This window comes from Microbacterium sp. R1 (assembly GCF_015159725.1).
GTDB lineage: Bacteria > Actinomycetota > Actinomycetes > Actinomycetales > Microbacteriaceae > Microbacterium > Microbacterium oxydans.
This window is the reverse complement of the sequence record NZ_JADDUD010000001.1, coordinates 2,101,982-2,118,244: the sequence shown is the minus strand read 5'-3', so window position 1 is coordinate 2,118,244 and position 16,263 is coordinate 2,101,982. Positions and strand designations below refer to the sequence as shown.

Annotated in this window: 16 protein-coding genes; 6 read left to right on the top strand and 10 right to left on the bottom strand. The window is 67.6% G+C overall.

All coding sequences use genetic code 11. The annotated features are described in order from the left end of the window. Positions 1-12: 12 nt before the first annotated feature. A complete protein-coding gene (locus tag ILP86_RS10380; RefSeq protein WP_058631863.1) occupies positions 13-1,254 on the bottom strand; it encodes a glucose-1-phosphate adenylyltransferase in 1,242 nt (413 codons plus the stop codon). 46 nt (positions 1,255-1,300) lie between these two features. Here ILP86_RS10380 and glgA point away from each other — a divergent pair, with 46 nt between their 5' ends. The 3 genes from glgA (at position 1,301) to ILP86_RS10365 (ending at position 3,638) form a co-directional block, all read left to right on the top strand. Then, positions 1,301-2,485 (top strand): glycogen synthase, encoded by a 1,185-nt coding sequence (gene glgA / locus ILP86_RS10375; protein ID WP_058631864.1) that lies wholly within the window; start codon positions 1,301-1,303, stop codon positions 2,483-2,485. A gap of 18 nt (positions 2,486-2,503) precedes the next feature. After that, entirely contained in the window at positions 2,504-3,289 is a 786-nt protein-coding gene (locus tag ILP86_RS10370) for an ABC transporter ATP-binding protein (protein ID WP_193761880.1), read from the top strand. Between the two features lie 91 nt (positions 3,290-3,380). Beyond that, positions 3,381-3,638 carry a type B 50S ribosomal protein L31 gene (locus ILP86_RS10365; RefSeq protein ID WP_021200734.1) on the top strand — a complete coding sequence of 86 codons (258 nt, stop codon included), beginning with the start codon at positions 3,381-3,383 and terminating at the stop codon, positions 3,636-3,638. A 68-nt stretch (positions 3,639-3,706) separates the two neighbouring features. Here the strand turns inward: ILP86_RS10365 and ILP86_RS10360 are convergent, their stop codons facing one another. The 3 genes from ILP86_RS10360 to ILP86_RS10350 are packed head-to-tail and all read right to left on the bottom strand — an operon-like array spanning position 3,707 to position 7,300. Beyond that, positions 3,707-3,991, bottom strand: coding sequence for a hypothetical protein (locus ILP86_RS10360; RefSeq protein ID WP_231728728.1), 285 nt, complete (start codon positions 3,989-3,991; stop codon positions 3,707-3,709). A 55-nt stretch (positions 3,992-4,046) separates the two neighbouring features. Beyond that, a complete protein-coding gene (locus ILP86_RS10355; RefSeq protein ID WP_193761879.1) occupies positions 4,047-5,294 on the bottom strand; it encodes an alpha/beta fold hydrolase in 1,248 nt (415 codons plus the stop codon). Between the two features lie 2 nt (positions 5,295-5,296). Continuing rightward, positions 5,297-7,300: a DUF262 domain-containing protein gene (locus tag ILP86_RS10350; RefSeq protein WP_193761878.1), complete on the bottom strand. Its 2,004-nt coding sequence runs from the start codon at positions 7,298-7,300 to the stop codon at positions 5,297-5,299. A 176-nt stretch (positions 7,301-7,476) separates the two neighbouring features. Between ILP86_RS10350 and ILP86_RS10345 the strand changes: the two genes are divergently transcribed. Together ILP86_RS10345 and ILP86_RS10340 are read left to right on the top strand one after the other, a co-directional pair. Then, complete coding sequence (locus tag ILP86_RS10345; RefSeq protein ID WP_021200730.1) at positions 7,477-8,250, top strand: hypothetical protein; 774 nt, start codon at positions 7,477-7,479, stop codon at positions 8,248-8,250. Between the two features lie 192 nt (positions 8,251-8,442). After that, positions 8,443-8,946: a DUF3145 domain-containing protein gene (locus tag ILP86_RS10340; protein ID WP_046749126.1), complete on the top strand. Its 504-nt coding sequence runs from the start codon at positions 8,443-8,445 to the stop codon at positions 8,944-8,946. 138 nt (positions 8,947-9,084) lie between these two features. On the opposite strand, the gene ILP86_RS10335 is transcribed toward ILP86_RS10340, so the two are convergent. After that, a complete protein-coding gene (locus ILP86_RS10335; protein WP_058631869.1) occupies positions 9,085-10,488 on the bottom strand; it encodes a PLP-dependent aminotransferase family protein in 1,404 nt (467 codons plus the stop codon). Positions 10,489-10,583: 95 nt separating this feature from the next. Between ILP86_RS10335 and ILP86_RS10330 the strand changes: the two genes are divergently transcribed. Further along, positions 10,584-11,249: a YitT family protein gene (locus ILP86_RS10330; RefSeq protein ID WP_193761877.1), complete on the top strand. Its 666-nt coding sequence runs from the start codon at positions 10,584-10,586 to the stop codon at positions 11,247-11,249. 141 nt (positions 11,250-11,390) lie between these two features. On the opposite strand, the gene ILP86_RS10325 is transcribed toward ILP86_RS10330, so the two are convergent. The 5 genes from ILP86_RS10325 to ILP86_RS10305 form a co-directional block, all read right to left on the bottom strand. Next, positions 11,391-12,629, bottom strand: a complete 1,239-nt coding sequence (locus ILP86_RS10325) for a beta-ketoacyl synthase (protein WP_193761876.1) — start codon at positions 12,627-12,629, stop codon at positions 11,391-11,393. 97 nt (positions 12,630-12,726) lie between these two features. Further along, the gene (locus ILP86_RS10320; protein ID WP_017202249.1) at positions 12,727-12,975 is read right to left on the bottom strand and encodes an acyl carrier protein; all 249 of its coding nucleotides are present in this window, start codon (positions 12,973-12,975) and stop codon (positions 12,727-12,729) included. 68 nt (positions 12,976-13,043) lie between these two features. Continuing rightward, positions 13,044-14,045, bottom strand: a complete 1,002-nt coding sequence (locus ILP86_RS10315) for a beta-ketoacyl-ACP synthase III (RefSeq protein ID WP_193761875.1) — start codon at positions 14,043-14,045, stop codon at positions 13,044-13,046. Continuing rightward, a complete protein-coding gene (locus ILP86_RS10310) occupies positions 14,042-14,962 on the bottom strand; it encodes an ACP S-malonyltransferase (RefSeq protein ID WP_058631872.1) in 921 nt (306 codons plus the stop codon). The genes ILP86_RS10315 and ILP86_RS10310 overlap by 4 nt, the downstream gene beginning before the upstream one ends. A gap of 91 nt (positions 14,963-15,053) precedes the next feature. After that, complete coding sequence (locus ILP86_RS10305) at positions 15,054-16,250, bottom strand: CdaR family transcriptional regulator (protein ID WP_061017320.1); 1,197 nt, start codon at positions 16,248-16,250, stop codon at positions 15,054-15,056. Positions 16,251-16,263: the final 13 nt, after the last annotated feature.

The following is a 16,263-nucleotide window of genomic DNA, read 5'->3' as shown; positions in this document are numbered from 1 at the left end:
CCGCATGACGCGTCAGCGTTCGATGAAGACGCCCTTGCCCACGACGGTGATGCCGGACTCGGTGACGGTGAAGCCACGGGCCAGGTCGCGCTCACGGTCGACCCCGACCGTCGCGCCATCGGCCAGGACGACGTTCTTGTCGAGGATGGCGCGGTGGATGCGCGCACCCTGCCCGACCTGCACGTGATCGAACACGACCGAGTCCGTGATGGTCGATCCGCCCCCCGCCAGAGTCCATGGACCGACCACGCTGCGTTCCAGGTGCGTGCCCGACAGCACCGATCCGAGGGAGACGATCGAGTCGATCGCGTTGCCGATGCGACCGACGGAGTCCCTGACGAACTTCGCCGGCGGAGAGTTCACCGCCTGCGAGTGGATCGGCCATTCCATGTTGTACAGGTTGAAGATCGGCAGCGTCGAGATGAGGTCCCTGTGCGCATCGAAGAAGGAGTCGATGGTTCCCACGTCTCGCCAGTACGAGCGGTCGCGCGGCGAGGACCCCGGAACCTCGTTCTGCTTCATGTCGTAGTAGCCCGCTTCGCCGCGCTCGACGAAGTAGGGGACGATGTCGCCGCCCATGTCGTGACCTGACACGGGCGACTCCCCGTCGGCTTCGACGGCGGCGATCAGTGCATCAGCGTCGAAGATGTAGTTGCCCATCGAGGCGAGCACCTCGTTCGGCGAATCCTCGAGCCCTGCGATGTCGGTCGGCTTCTCCAGGAACTGCTTGATCCGGCCCGACTCCGCGTCGGCATCGATCACGCCGAACTGCGACGCGAGCGCGAGCGGCTGGCGGATCCCCGCGACCGTGGCCTTGGCGCCCGACTCGATGTGCGCCTCGAGCATCTGCCGGAAGTCCATCCGGTAGACGTGATCCGCACCGATCACGACGACGATGTCGGGCTTCTCGTCGTTGATGAGGTTCATGCTCTGCAGGATCGCGTCGGCGGAGCCGGAGAACCATCGCTTGCCGAGGCGCTGCTGGGCGGGCACCGAGGCGACGTACGAGTCGAGGAGAGCCGACATGCGCCAGGTCTGGGAGATATGCCGGTCCAGGCTGTGCGACTTGTACTGCGTCAGCACGACGATCTGTCGGAGCCCCGAGTTGATGAGGTTGGAGATGGCGAAGTCGATGAGCCGGTACTGTCCGCCGAACGGCACTGCGGGTTTCGCTCTATCGGCCGTGAGGGGCATGAGGCGCTTGCCCTCGCCGCCGGCGAGGATGATCCCGAAGACCTTCTTTGGAGCGGACATGGCTCCACCATAGATGCCATCCTCCTCGCTGTACTAGCGTTCAGACATGCGAGTTGAAATGATCACGAAGGAGTACCCGCCGGAGGTCTACGGCGGTGCCGGCGTGCACGTCGCCGAGCTCGTGGCCGCGCTCCGACGGCACCTCGACGTCCAGGTCCGCGCGTTCGGGTCACCGCGCGATGAGGCGGGTACCTTCGCCTATCGCACGCCGACGGAACTCGCCGGAGCCAACGCCGCGTTGCAGACACTCGGCACGGATCTGGAGATCGTGTCGGCCATCGCCGACGCCGACATCGTGCACAGTCACACCTGGTACGCGAATTTCGCCGGTCACCTCGCCTCACAGCTGCACGGCATCCCTCACGTCCTGACGGCGCACAGCCTCGAGCCCCTTCGGCCGTGGAAGGCCGAGCAGCTGGGCGGTGGCTATGCGGTGTCGAGCGGGATCGAGCGACTGGCGTACGAGAACGCGGCCGCCGTGATCGCGGTGAGCGCCGGGATGCGCGCCGACATCCTGCGCAGCTACCCGCAGGTGGACCCGGCGAGGGTGCGGGTGATCCACAACGGGATCGACGTCGACCGATGGCGTCCGGTGCACGACGAAGCCTTCCTGCGATCGATCGGGATGGACGCCGCTCGTCCGTCCGTCGTCTTCGTCGGCCGGATCACGAGGCAGAAGGGGCTGCCGTATCTGCTGCAGGCGGCGCGGCTCCTCCCTCCCGAGGTGCAGCTCGTCCTCTGCGCGGGTGCTCCGGACACTCCGGAGATCATGGCCGAGGTCCAGGAGGGTGTGCGCCTGCTCCAGCAGGAGCGGGACGGCGTCATCTGGGTCGAGCGCATGCTTCCCCGCGACGAGCTCTCGGCGATCCTCACGGCCGCGACGACGTTCGTCTGCCCTTCCATCTACGAGCCGCTGGGGATCGTGAACCTCGAGGCGATGGCCTGTGGTGCGGCGGTCGTCGGGACGGCGACCGGCGGTATCCCCGAGGTCGTTGCCGACGGCGTGACCGGTCGCCTCGTGCCGATCGAGCAGGCGCAGGACGGAACGGGCACGCCGGTCGACCCGGAGCGCTATGTGGCCGACCTCGCAGCCGTGCTCACCGAGGTCGCGATGGACCCGGACCGCGCACGTACGTACGGCGAGGCCGGGCGCGAGAGGGCGCGCAACGAGTTCAGCTGGGCGGCGATCGCCGAGACGACGCGCGCGCTCTACGCGGAGCTGACCGCCTGAGCCGATAGGCTGGGGGACATGCCGAGCGCTCTGGAATTCACCGACGTCGTCGTGCGCCGTGAGGGGCGCAACATCATCGATCACGTGGACTGGCGGGTCGACGACGACCAGCGATGGGTGATCCTGGGCCCGAACGGTGCGGGCAAGACGACCCTGCTCCAGCTGGCCGACACGCTCATGCATCCGACGGCCGGAACGGTGACCGTGCTGGGGGAGACCCTCGGCAGGACCGACGTGTTCGAGGTGCGGCCGCGCATCGGCTTCGCGTCGTCGGCGATGGCCAAGCGCGTGCCGCGAGACGAGACCGTGCTCAACACCGTGCTCACCGCCGCATACTCCGTGCTCGGTCGCTGGAACGAGAACTACGAGGACATCGACGAGCGTCGCGCGCTCCGCGTCCTCGGTGACTGGCGTCTCGACCACCTCGCCGACCGGACGTTCGGTACGCTCAGCGACGGCGAGCAGAAGCGGGTCCAGATCGCGCGTGCCGTGATGACCGACCCCGAGCTCCTGCTGCTCGACGAGCCGACGGCTTCCCTCGACCTCGGCTCCCGTGAGGAGCTCCTCGCGCTCCTCAGCGGATACGCGTCGTCTCCGACCACGCCGGCCATGCTGATGGTGACGCACCACGTCGAGGAGATCCCGGTAGGGTTCACCCACGTGATGCTGATCCGTGACGGCTCCGTCGTCGCGGCGGGCCCGATCGCCGACACGCTCACAGCGGAGACGCTCACCGACACGTTCGGGATGCCGATCGTGCTCAGCAGCGAAGACGGACGCTACGCCGCGCGCGCGGCGTCCTGATCAGGGTCTGATAGAATCGATCCTTGGTGCTCTCTGCACCGCAGACTTCCCTCGTCCCTGGCACAATCCAGGGCAGCAACTAAGGAATCCCATGAAGACTGACATTCACCCCGAGTACAAGGCTGTCGTGTTCCGCGACCTGGGTTCGGGCGAGACGTTCCTCACCCGTTCGACCGTCTCGAGCGACAAGACCATCGAGCTCGACGGCGTGGAGTACCCCGTCATCGACGTCGAGATCTCCTCGGCTTCGCACCCGTTCTACACGGGCAAGCAGCGCATCATGGACTCGGCCGGCCGCGTCGAGAAGTTCAACCAGCGCTTCAAGGGCTTCGGCGGCTCGTCCAAGTAACGACTGCCGCACGGAAGGCCCCATGCTCCTCGGAGCGTGGGGCCTTCTTCGTACTCAGATGCTTGTGCTCAGATGTCGATGACGATAAGGCCGTCGTCGATAGAGCTCGGAGGATCGCCCGGAGAGGGCGCGGGGGCTGTGCGCTGTGTCTGGCGATCGCGCTCCTGTGCCGCCTCGTGCGCGGTGGGAGACCAAACGCTGTCGAACACGCCGACGAGGCCGCCGTTCGCGACACGCTCGTACTTCTTCTCCACCGGCTTGCGCGAGAACGTGTGCATCATTCCGAAGATCAGCAGGGCAGGACCCACGGCGAGGATGAAGACCACCGTCGTCCACGCCATCGCATCCTTCACGACTACAGGATAGGCAGGTCGGCGAGAAAGGACATCCTCCTCTCGGCGGATGCCGTCAGCGGATGCGTCGGCCGTGGGCGAGGTCGATCAGGCGGGAGAGCACGGGGCCGGAACGCAGGCCGTTGTGCTCATGCTCGCTCGTCTGCCAGAGCTGTACCCCGGGCAGGAGCTTCGCCGTCTCGATCGAGAACTCGTACGGCACGTAGACATCGTTGACGTAGACCGCGGCCGCGCCGGTGGCGCCCGATGCGACGATCGCTGAGGCGTCATAGATCTGCGGCCACTCGAATTCTGCGAGCTCGAGGGCGACATCACGCCACGGCTGGAAGGCCGGCACCGACTCGGTCCACTCGCGGCGGATGTGCTCGCCGGTGAACAGCGTCGGGTCGTCGCGGAAGTCCGTGGGCTCGGTGCGCTCGGCCGACCACCGAGTGGCGTGACCGTCGGCGTAGCTCGACTCGTGGAAGGTGAAGTACAGCGGGTTGCGGCCGTCATAGGGCATCGCGTGCATCAGGTCGTATCGGAAGGCGTTGGAGGCGGGATCGCGCTCCAGGAGCGACCAGACGGTCTGCCATCCGTCGTCGGTGCCGAGTGCGGATCCCATCGACCGCAGGCGCGAGCGCGAGACGACCTCTCCGTCGGGGAGGACGATGTCGCCCGCGTCCGCGAGATCGACGAGCCTTCGCATCGCGTCGCGGTGCTCGGGGAAACGGCGGTAGTAGCGTTCGGAGGCATCCCGCATCTTGTCGTAGCAGAGAGCGTAGACATCGTCGGGGTGACGCCCCACCGCGCTGAGCCCGCCGGTGATGAAGACGTCGTCGAGGGATCCGGCATCGGTGGAGAGATACGCGAGGGTCGTGAAGCCACCGAAGGACTGTCCGAGCACGCTCCAGGTGGTGGCTCCCAGGTGCTCGCGCAGAGCCTCGCAGTCGCGCACGATCGCGTCGGCCCGCAGATGGGTCAGATGCTCGGCGACCGCTGCCGAACCGCGTTCGAGGTCGAGATCGCCGACCGGGGTCGAACGTCCGGTGCCTCTCTGGTCGAGAAGCACCAGACGGTAGTGGGCGAGCGCTTCGTCGAGCCAGGCAGGCGACGTCGAGGAGTGGAAGGGGCGCGGCGCTTCGTGGCCGGGTCCGCCCTGCAGGAACACCAGGTAGGGAAGGGCCTCACCGCCCTCGCGAGCGACCACGCGCGCGAAGACGTCGATGGTTCGATGGTCCAGGGGGTCGCCCCATACCAGCGGGACGGTGAGAGTGTGCTCTTCGACGGTGAGGTCCTGCAGCTTGCGCACGATGGTGCTCATGTTCACATCACATTCCCGATGTAGGAGTACTTGACGAAGACCTCCGAGGCGATGCCCGACTCCTCGAGCACACCCTGCACAGCGGTCATCATGTAGTTGGAATCCCAGCCCATGTAGAGGAAGTGCCCCTCGCCGAGCTCATCCCACTGACCCTTCCAGGCCATGTCCTGATAGATGGGCCCTCCGTGTGCGGCACAGTAGGCGAGGGCTGCGTCTCTCGTGTCGGTCCAGGCGCGGCGGAAGACCCGGTTGAAGAGGTACTTCACGTCCGGCACCTCCCAGCGCTCGCCTCGATACTCGACGTAGTCGAACTCCCGCTCCCATCCGGTCGGCCACCCGCGGCGGCGCACGGCATCCAGGATCGGGGTCAGTCCGTCGTCGTCGATCTCGGGGAGGGCGGGTCGCGCCCAGATGCGGATCAGGTCGGAGGTGAGCGCGACGGTGCGGCGTGTGATCGCTGCGGTGTTCCACGAGTCGACGTCGGCCAGCTCTCGCGTCGCCGGCACCGCGCTGCGTGCGTACGCGTCCGAGCGCTTGACAGGGAACGAGGCGCCGAACACGCGCTCAGCGAGGTGCTCCTCGAGCAGGGTGAGGTTGCCGAGGGTCGGGGCGAGCGCGCGATGGCTGTTCTGCTCGTCCTCGGAGTACTCGCTCCACTGGCGCGTACCGTCGCCGGACCACGCGTCGCCCGGCACGGTCGGGACGATGTGCTCGATGTCGTAGGCGTCGAGGTCTTCCACGCCTTCCAACCGTCCGAGCACGTAGGCAGGGTGGGGGAGTTCGCTGTACTTCAGCACCGCGCTCACCCGCTCGTCCGACGGGGTGATGCGAGCGAACGCCCGCGCGAGCGCATCCCTGCCGTCACGGCGGGCCCGGCACAGTCTCGCGACGAGTCGTTCGGCCGGCAGGTTCACCAGCGCACGGCGCAGGTACAGGGCTTGCAACCACTCCAGGGTCTCGATGAACTCGTCGCGGTCGATGACCCCGCGGACGTGGTCGCTGTACGCGCTCATCACGAGAGGGTACGAGGAACGACCGAAGGTGTTGACGTGACGCAGCTGCTGCGCGATCCCGGGGTCCTGCTCCTGCGACGGGTCGAGCAGGATGCCGTAGATCTCCGCGTAGTGTCGCCACTGCGCCGCGTGGGCCTGCAGGTGGGCGACGTCGACGCGAGGGAACGACTGCCGGAAGGCGCTGTAGACCCCGTGCTCCCCGTTCGCGGCGACCTCGCGGCCGGTGACGAACACGAGGTAGTGCCGCCAGAAGGCGCCGACCGCCTCACCGGTGTGCCGTTCGATCGGCAGCCAGAATCGTGTCTCGACGTCGATCTGCTCGGCGTGACTGAGTCCCATGAGGATGTAGTTGTGGATGAGCTCGTGGTCACGCAGCGGTTCGCCTGTCGAGTTCAGGCTCTCGAAGATCTGCTGGGCGTTGGCGCGAGCGCCGAGGGTGATCGACACATGCTCGAGCTTCTGCAGCCCTCGCCAGATGGTGGGTACCTCGTCGACATGGATCTGACTGCGGAAGAAGGCGTAGTTGTCGTCGAAGCGGGACTCGCGATCGGCATCGCCGCGTCGATCCAACACGACCGATTCGTACAGGTCAGCCCAGGCGTCGTGCGGGCGCAGCTTCGTGCGACCGGGGGAGTCGGAGCGGACGAGCACGCGTTCGAGATCGGCCGCCAGTGAGGGGTCGGTGTCGCGGATGGAGTGATGCAGCGCAGCGACGAGCAGCATCAGCGTGGTGATGCGCTGCTGGCCGTCGATGAGGATGAGGTCGGCATCGGAGGAGACGTTGTCCTGCGCGGAGAGGATCGAACCGATGAAGTGACGGTGGGCGTCGTCTTCGCCTGCCACGGCGCGGATGTCGGAGAGCAGCCGCTCGCAGCCGCCGATGTCCCATCGGTACTGCCGCTGATACACGGGGACCACGATGGTGGTGCCGCCCGCCGCGAGCCACTCGATCGTGTTGACTGCTGTCGCCTCGACGTTGGTCGCGGTGCTCATGCTGGTGTCTCGTCCTCCCGTTGCGACGGGTGCCGAGGCCTGGCCGGGCGCCCCGATCAGTCTATTCGGTTATGCACGGTCGACCTCCGAGGGGCTCGCGGGGGACGCTGTTAGGCTTGCCTTATCAGGGCCTGTTAAAACGTGCTGGCCCCCGATGAAAGGAACATGACTCGATCATGGGATACATCAAGTCCGCTGCGCTCGAGGAAAAGGGATTCGTCGTCCTCGACAGCTACAACCAGGAGCTCGACCCCAAGGAGTGGCTCGACATCGAGTACAACGACTGGAAGTCGTCGGGCGACACCCGCTTCGCACCTCTCGCCAGTGCCTTCGGCGACATCGAGTGCAACGGGTTCTGGAACCACAAGCCGCCGCGCACCGACAAGGACGGCGTCTGGATCGACTCCCAGACCGAGAAGGCCCCGAACCTGACGCGGCGCGCTCAGGAGCCGGGTGCGAACGTTGGTCGGTGCCGCGTCATCGAGCTGCAGCCGACGCCCTACGGTGACTGCCTCTACAACCTCCACCAGGACGACAACAACCGCCTCAACCCGGATGGCACCGGCTGGGTCGTCCGTGGCTTCTTCAACCTCACGGACGACAAGGACAGCTACTTCGTCCTGCGTGAGAACCGCACCGACCCGAGCATCGAGTACCGTATCGCCCTCCCGGCCGGCGCTCAGCTCATCGTGGACACGCAGCGCCTGTGGCACGCGGCCACCCACAACGGCACCGAGCCCCGCTACTGCCTCATCACGTCGTGGACCTCGGGCCCCGAGCTCGACGCCTACATCGAGAAGTACCACGGCACCGACGACGTGCCCAACTACGAGGTCGACCAGGAGACGCTCGAGTTCGGGTATGCCGAGCAGGCCCGCAAGGATGCTGCTCGCGCGGCCTATTACGCCGCGAAGGGCCAGCAGGTCAAGCAGGCCATGAGCGAGGCGTGAGCATCTCCACGGTGGGTCGCTGAGCCCGTCGAAGCGCCCGAGGGCCCCGGTCTACGGACCGGGGCCCTCGTCGTGGAACCACATGCTTGTGATTTGCGGGGATCTCGGCGAGAATGGGCGCACAACCGCATATTCTCGCCACTTCGTGGTTCAGGTCGTTGGGGAAGACGCACCTGATGAAACGGAGAGATCATGGCGACGGCTTACGCACGCGGAGTGGTGTTCATCCACTCTGCGCCTCGCGCGCTCTGCCCGCACCTCGAATGGGCGGTGGGTCGCGCTATCGGGCGTGCGGTGAACTTCGACTGGACCGAGCAGCCCGTGCTCGAGGGTGCCCGACGGGCGGAGTTCTACTGGGACGGCCCCGTCGGTACCGGCGCGGCTCTCGCGACCTCCATCCGTGGGTGGGAGCACCTCCGCTTCGAGGTGACCGAGGACCCCACGCCGCGCAGCGACGGCGGCCGGTGGCTGCATACGCCCGACCTCGGTATCCACTATGCCCAGACCGACGCAGCCGGCAACATCGTGGTCGGCGAGGACCGCATCCGCTACGCGATGGAGATCGCGGCAGGGAGTGCCGTCGAGTTGCAGCGCGAACTCGACATCGCCCTGGGGTCGGCGTGGGATGAGGAACTGGAGCCCTTCCGGCATGCCAGCGACGACGCCAGAGTCGTCTGGCTCCATAAGGTCGGCTAGCCCGGCGCCACAGACCGGAACGGGGGAGGCGTGAGTATCGGATGCCGGTGAGTGATCCCGGACGCTGAGAAGACGTATCCCCGCTCCGCACGACGAGGACCCCGCCCCGGAAGCGAGGCGGGGTCCTCGTCGTCCGTGTCAGATGACGGCCGCGTGCTGCAACGCACCGGACGCGGACGGGCTCCCGCCGCGCACGTCGTCCCAGGCCAGGGACAACCGCCGCATCGCTTCCGACATGCGCTCGGGGGGCAGCGTGATGGGGATGCGCAGTCGGCGTTCGAGCACTCCGCCCGTCGTGAAGCGGGGGCCGGGAGGAAGAACGAGCTGCCTTTCGCGGGCGGCGAGAGAGAGCGCGGTCGACAGCGGTGCGCCGATGTCGACCCAGGCGGAGAGTCCGCCAGGCGTATGTGGCATCCGGAACCCGGGGATGGCGGCCACCCCTTCCTCGACGGCGCTGCGTCCGGCGTGCAGACGTCGACGGACATGCGCTGTGAGCGCCGACATGTCGGCGAGGAGTTCGACGGCGATGCACTGCTCGAGCAGGGCCGTGCCGAGTTCGAAGGAGGGGCGCACGGCGAGCAGCCGCGCGATGACGGAGCACTCCGCACGGATCCAGCCGATGCGCATCCCGCCCCAGGCGATCTTCGACATCGATCCGACGGTGATCACATTGGGCCCGCCCGCGGCCATCGGAGTCGGTGACCATCCCCGGTCGATGTCGAGTTCGGTGGTCGTCTCGTCGACGATGAGGTGGGTACCCACGTTGCGGGCTGTGGTCGTGATCCGCGACCGCTCGTCATCGGGAAGGGTCGCTCCGGTCGGGTTGTGGAAGTCGGGGATGAGGTAGGCGACATGCGGCCGGGCGCTGAGCAGCGTCTCGTTCAGGTGCCTGGCATCCCACCCGTCGGCATCCACGGGCGTCGGAACAAGCCGGTACCCGTGGCGGTGCAGGGCCTCCAGCGCGTGAGGGAAAGTCGGCTGCTCCACCAGCGCCTTCTCTCCGCGACGCCCGATCGCCGCGAGGATCAGATTGATCGCATTGAGCGCTCCGGAGGTGATGATGATCTCGTCGGCCGACGTCGGTGCGCCCCGATCGCGGAAGCGCTGAGCGACCGCCTCGCGCAGCTCGGGGAGTCCGCGGAGCGAGTACCCGCTGGTGCCGCGCAGCGCCGCGAGACGGGGCAGCGACCGCACGGTCGCGTCGTACAACCCCGGCGTCGAGTCCATCGACGCGATGGAGAGGTCGATCGACTCGTCGTCGGCCTCGGCTCCAGGAGCAGCATGTCCATTCGGGAGGGTGACGCGCGTGCTTCCCCCGTGCAGGCGCGAGACGTAGTCGTCCGATTCCAAGATGCCGTACGCGCGAGTGATCGTGGAACGAGAACGGCGCAGCTCGAGCGCAAGGGCGCGCTCACTCGGGAGACGCTCGCCGACGGTGAGGCGGCCGTCGAGGATCAGCGCCCTGATCTGGTCTGCGAGCGCCGATGCCGTGGCGCCGGCGACGTTGTGCACCCCGAGCTGTTCGACGAGACGTGATCCCATATGTCCAGCATGACGCAAAGTGGACTGATCTACGCAGGCCACTTTGCGGTGAGTGGTATCGCTTCGGATGGGGGGACAGGGGCCAGAGTGGAGGGATGATCCTCCGCTCCGTGCTCCTCCCCGTGACCGCCACCAGTCGGCGTGACCTCGTCGAGCGGTTCGTGCAGCTGCTCGTCGGTCTGTTCCTCTACGGCGTCGCGCTCGGGTTCATGGTGCGCGGTGGCATCGGAGTGGCACCGTGGGACGTGCTGGCACTCGGTCTCGCGGAGCAGACCGGGCTCGGATACGGCGTCATGACCGTGCTGGTCTCGATCGTCGTCCTCCTGCTCTGGATCCCGTTGCGCCAACGCGTGGGGCTGGGCACCGTGTTGAATGCCCTGCTCGTCGGTCCGAGTGCGGACCTCGCGCTCGCCCTGATCCCGCAGCCGTCCTCGGTATGGATCGGCGCTCCGATGTTCGTCTTCGGGCTGCTGCTGCTGGCCTTCGCGACCGGCCTCTACATCGCTGCCGACTTCGGCCCGGGCCCTCGTGACGGCCTGATGACGGGACTCGTTCGGCGAACAGGCTGGGCGGTATGGCTGGTGCGCACGTTGATCGAGGGGAGCGTGCTGCTCGTCGGCTTCCTCCTCGGAGGCCCCGTCGGAGTAGGAACCGTCCTCTTCGCCTTCGGCGTCGGTCCGTTGATCGGTTGGTTCCTCTCGCGCATCACCCGGATGCGCGAGACCCGTTCGCGAAAGCTCGGGAGCCTCCGCTCCGCCTGACGGCTCCGTGCGCCTCTGCATGACCTGTGCATACGGGCATGACCGAGTACCGGTGGATACTCATGCATCCGTGCGATCCTCATGCATACGCGAAGAGCGGCCCTCGGAATCCCGAGGGCCGCTCTTCGTGTGCGTGGCGTATCAGTCGGCGCTGGCGAGAACGAGGACCGCGTTGTGTCCGCCGAAGCCGAAGGAGTTGCTGATCGCGATCTGCGGGCCGTCGCCGAGAGGCGTGGCTTCGCCTGAGAGACGGAACGGGACCGCGGGGTCCGGCTCCGTCATGTTGATCGTCGGAGGTGCGACGCGGTCGCGCAGGGCGAGGAGCGAGAAGATCGCCTCGAGCGCGCCGGTGCCGCCCAGCAGATGTCCGGTCGAAGCCTTCGTCGCGGAGACCGGGATCTCGTCGATCCGCTCGCCGAAGACCTTCTTGAGCGCGACGTACTCGTTCGGGTCGCCCACCGGCGTCGACGTCGCGTGCGCGTTGATGTGCGTGACCTGGTCGGCGGTGACGCCGGCCTCGTCGAGGCCCTGGGTCACGGCTCGTGCCGCACCGTTCCCCTCGGGGTCGTTCCCGGTGATGTGGTAGGCGTCGGCTGTGACTCCGCCGCCGAGCACATACCCGTAGATCTTGGCCCCGCGTGCCTTCGCGTGCTCCTCGGTCTCGAGGATGAGTGCGGCGGCGCCCTCACCCATGACGAACCCGTCGCGGTCGATCGCACCGGGGCGGGAGGCATGGGCCGGGTCGTCGTTCCGCCGGGACAGCGCCTGCGCGGAGGCGAAGGAGGCCATCGTGATGGGGTGGATCGCCGACTCGGTGCCACCGGCGATCACGACGTCCGCGAGGCCATCCTGCAGGTGGTGGAGAGCGTGGATGATCGACTCGGTGCTGGAGGCGCAGGCGCTGACCACGGTCTGCGCGTAGGCACGTGCATGGAACTGCAGCGACAGGTTGCCCGCAGCGGCGTTCGGCATGAGCATCGGGACCGTGAGCGGCATCACCCGACGGGGACCCTTCTCGCGCAGGGTGTCCCATGCGTCGAGAAGCGTCCAGAGGCCGCCGATCCCGGTGGCGAAGTCGACGCCGAGCCGTTCGGGAGCCACCTCGGGGGAACCTGCATCCTCCCAGGCTTCGCGCGCCGCGATCAACGCGAACTGCGACGAGGGGTCGAGGCGCTTGGCCTCATGCCGGGGGAGAACCTCTTCCGGGCGGACGATCGCCTCGGCGGCGAACGTGACGGGCAGCTCGTACTGCTGCACCCAGTCGTGTTCGAGCGTGCGGGTGCCGGACATGCCGGCAAGCAGGTTCGTCCAGTTCTCCGGGGCCGTGCCGCCGATGGCGGAGGTGGCGCCGATGCCGGTGACGACGATGCGCTTGGTCATGGGGTGTGGTTCCTTGTCGAAACGAAGTCGAACGGGTGAGAGGGCAGGTCGGCGGATGCCACTCCCCGCGAGGTGCGGGGGTGGCATCCTGCCGGGATTACTCCTGGCCCGCGACGATGAAGTTGACGGCGTCGCCGACGGTCTTGAGGTTCTTGACCTCGTCGTCGGGGATGGTGACGCCGAACTTCTCCTCGGCGTTGACGACGATCGTCATCATCGAGATGGAGTCGATGTCGAGGTCGTCCGTGAACGACTTCTCGAGGGCGACCTCGGAAGCGTTGATGCCGGTCTCGTCGGTGATGAGCTCTGCGAGGCCAGCGAGGACCTCGTCGTTGGTGAAAGCCATGTGGTCTTCCTCTTTCTTGCGGGTTGTTTTCGGAACCGTGGAACAGTCTAGGGAAAGTCAGCGCATTCTCAGGGAAGGACGACGACCTGTGCGGCGAACACGAGTCCCGCACCGAATCCGATCTGCAGCGCGAGTCCACCGGAAAGCTCGGGGTGCTCGGCCATCAGACGGTGGCTGGCCAGGGGGATGGACGCGGCCGAGGTGTTGCCCGTGGTCTCGATGTCGCGCGCGATGACCGTGGTCTCCGGCAGCTTCAGCTGCTTGGCGAACTCGTCGATGATCCGCATGTTGGCCTGGTGGGGGATGAAGGCGGCGATGTCGGCCGGCTCCACACCCGCCTTGTGCAGTGCCTCGCGCGCGACCTTCGCCATCTCCCAGACCGCCCAGCGGAAGACGGTGGGACCTTCCTGGCGCAGGGTCGGCCACGGAACCACGCCGTCGCGGAAGTCGGTGAGGGTGCCGTTCATTCCCACGGCGTCGGCCTTGGAACCGTCGGATCCCCAGACGGCGGGGGCGATGCCGGGCGTGTCGCTCGGACCGATCAGTGCGGCGCCCGCCCCGTCGCCGAGGAGGAACGAGATGCTGCGGTCGGTCGGGTCGACGACGTCGGAGAGCTTCTCTGTACCGATGACCAGCGCGTAGCGGGCGGCCCCGGCCTTGATCAGCGCATCGGCCTGGGCGATCGCGTAGGCGTATCCGGCGCAGGCGGCGTTGATGTCGTACGCGGCAGCGGGATTCGCTCCGACGCGATCGGCGACGATCGCCGAGACCGAGGGGGTCTGCTTGGGGTTGCTGATCGTCGCCACGATCACCAGGTCGACCTGATCTGCCGGAACACCCGACTTCTCGATCGCCTCGGCAGCCGCGGCGGTGGCCAGGTCGATCGCGTCCGTGCCCTTGTCGGCGCGAGCGCGCGTCACGATGCCGGTGCGCTGACGGATCCACTCGTCGCTGGAGTCGATCGGGCCGATCAGGTCCTCGTTGGGCACGGCGTTCTCACCGCGGGCGGCGCCGTACGAGTAGATGCGCGTGTACGCGGGACCCGTGAGCTGGGCGAGGGTGACGCTCATGCGGCTTCTCCGTTCAGCAGCGCGACTGCTGCATCGAGGTCTTCAGGGGTCTTCACGGCGACGGTGGGGACACCACGGAGGCCGCGCTTGGCGAGACCCACCAGAGCGCCGGCCGGGGCCAGTTCGATCACACCGGTGACGCCGGCTTCGGCGAACGACTGCATGCAGAGGTCCCATCGCACCGGCGACGACACCTGGTCGACGAGGAAGCTCAGCGCCTGCGGGCCGTCCGTGACGGCAGAGCCGTCGCGGTTGGTCCACAGGGTGATGTCGGGATCTGCCGGCGTGACGTCGGCGACGGCGTCACGGAGGGCTGTGACGGCGGAAGCCATGTACTGCGTGTGGAATGCTCCGGCGACCTGCAGCGGGACCACGCGGGTGCCCTTGAGCGGCTCCTCCGCGAGTGCGGCGAGTGCGGGGAGGGCGCCGGCGACGACGATCTGGCCGCCGCCGTTGTAGTTGGCGGGCGAGAGGTCGAGTTCGGTGAGGCGCGCGAGGAGAGCGTCTTCGTCGCCTCCGAGCACGGCGCTCATACCCGTCTGCTCCTGCGCCGCGGCATCAGCCATCGCCCGCCCGCGGATGCCCACGAGGCGCATACCGGTGTCGGCATCGATCACGTTGCTGCCGACGAGCGCGGCGATCTCACCGACCGAGTGACCGGCGATCCCGTCGGCGCGGCGTCCGGCTCGCTGCGTCAGTGCGTCACCGGCGATCAGCGACGCGGCGACGATCAGGGGCTGCGCGACGCGCGTGTCCCGGATCGTGTCGGCGTCCGACACCGTCCCGTGCTCGATCAGGTCGACCCCCGCGGCGTCCGAGTACACGGCGAGGCGGTCTGCCACTCCGTCGAGCTCGAGCCAGGGGGCGAGGAAACCGGGGGTCTGCGAGCCCTGTCCAGGGCATACGACGACAATCACCCACCCAGTCTGCCAACGATCGGGGCGAAGCGGTGGATGATCCATCACAAGATTCCGAAAAACCCTTGTGTGTGGCGTACAGAAAGCCGACTCAGCGCGAAGGGCGGCGAAGCGGTGCGCGTCGACGGACCTGGTCTGCGGCGCCGATCGAGCCGAGGATCAGCGCGGTCTGCAGGATGAGGGCCTCGCGGGGACCGGTGGCATCCCAGCCGATCACCTCGCTGACGCGCTTCAGGCGGTATCGCACGGTGTTGGGATGCACGAAGAGCTCGCGTGCCGTGGCCTCGAGGGAGCGCCCGTTGTCGAGGTAGCTCCACAGCGTGGTGACCAGGTCGGTCGAGTGGGCCTGCAACGGGCGGAAGATGCGTTCGATGAGGGTCTGCTTGGCGAGCGGGTCGCCGGCGAGGGCGCGCTCGGGCAGCAGGTCGTCGGCTTCGACCGGGCGGGGAGCACCGCGCCATGCACGGGCGACCGCGAAACCGGCGAGAGCGGCACGGGCGCTCTGGCTCGCATCGACGAGTGCGGCGACCTCCGGTCCGAGCACGACATAGCCAGGACCGAACGAGGGCTCGAGGCGGGAGGCGATCTCCCGGAACCCGAGCTCTTCCTCTTCGCCGTCCTGCCCCTCGACGCGGGCGCGCCCCAGGACCAGCACGAGCCGGGAACCCTGCACGCCGATGAGCACGTCGACCGCGAGCTTGCGTGCGGTGCGACGAACCAGGTCGACGTCGAACTGCGCGGGCGTGGTGCCCACGAGCACGGCCACTTCGCCATGACCATGCCATCCGAGTGCGGCGATCCGGCTCGGCAGCTCTTCGTCGGCTTCGCCGGTGAGGATCGAATCGACGACGAGGGCCTCCAGCCGGGCATCCCAGAGTCCGCGGGCTTCGGCGGCTCTGGCATACACATCAGCGGCGGCGAAGGCCACATCGCGGGAGTAGAGGAGGATCGCCTCCCGCAGATCGTCGCCTCGTCCGGCGACGCGTTCCTCCGTGACCTCGACCGTCACGCGGATGAGCTGCAGAGTCTGCTGGAGGCTCACGCTGCGCAGCAGCTCGCGCGGGGCTGCCGCGAAGATGTCGGCGGCGATCCACGGCGTGGAGGTGGGGTCTTCATACCACTGGATGAACGAGGTGATGCCCGCCTGGGCCACCAGCCCGACCGCGGAGCGGCGGGCTGGTGGCATGTCGGCGTACCACGGGAGGGTGTCCTCCAGGCGTTTGATCGTCACCGAAGCGATGTCACCGGAGATCCGGCGCAGCCAGGTGAGTGTCGCGGCCTTGTCCATGCCGGAGGGAGAA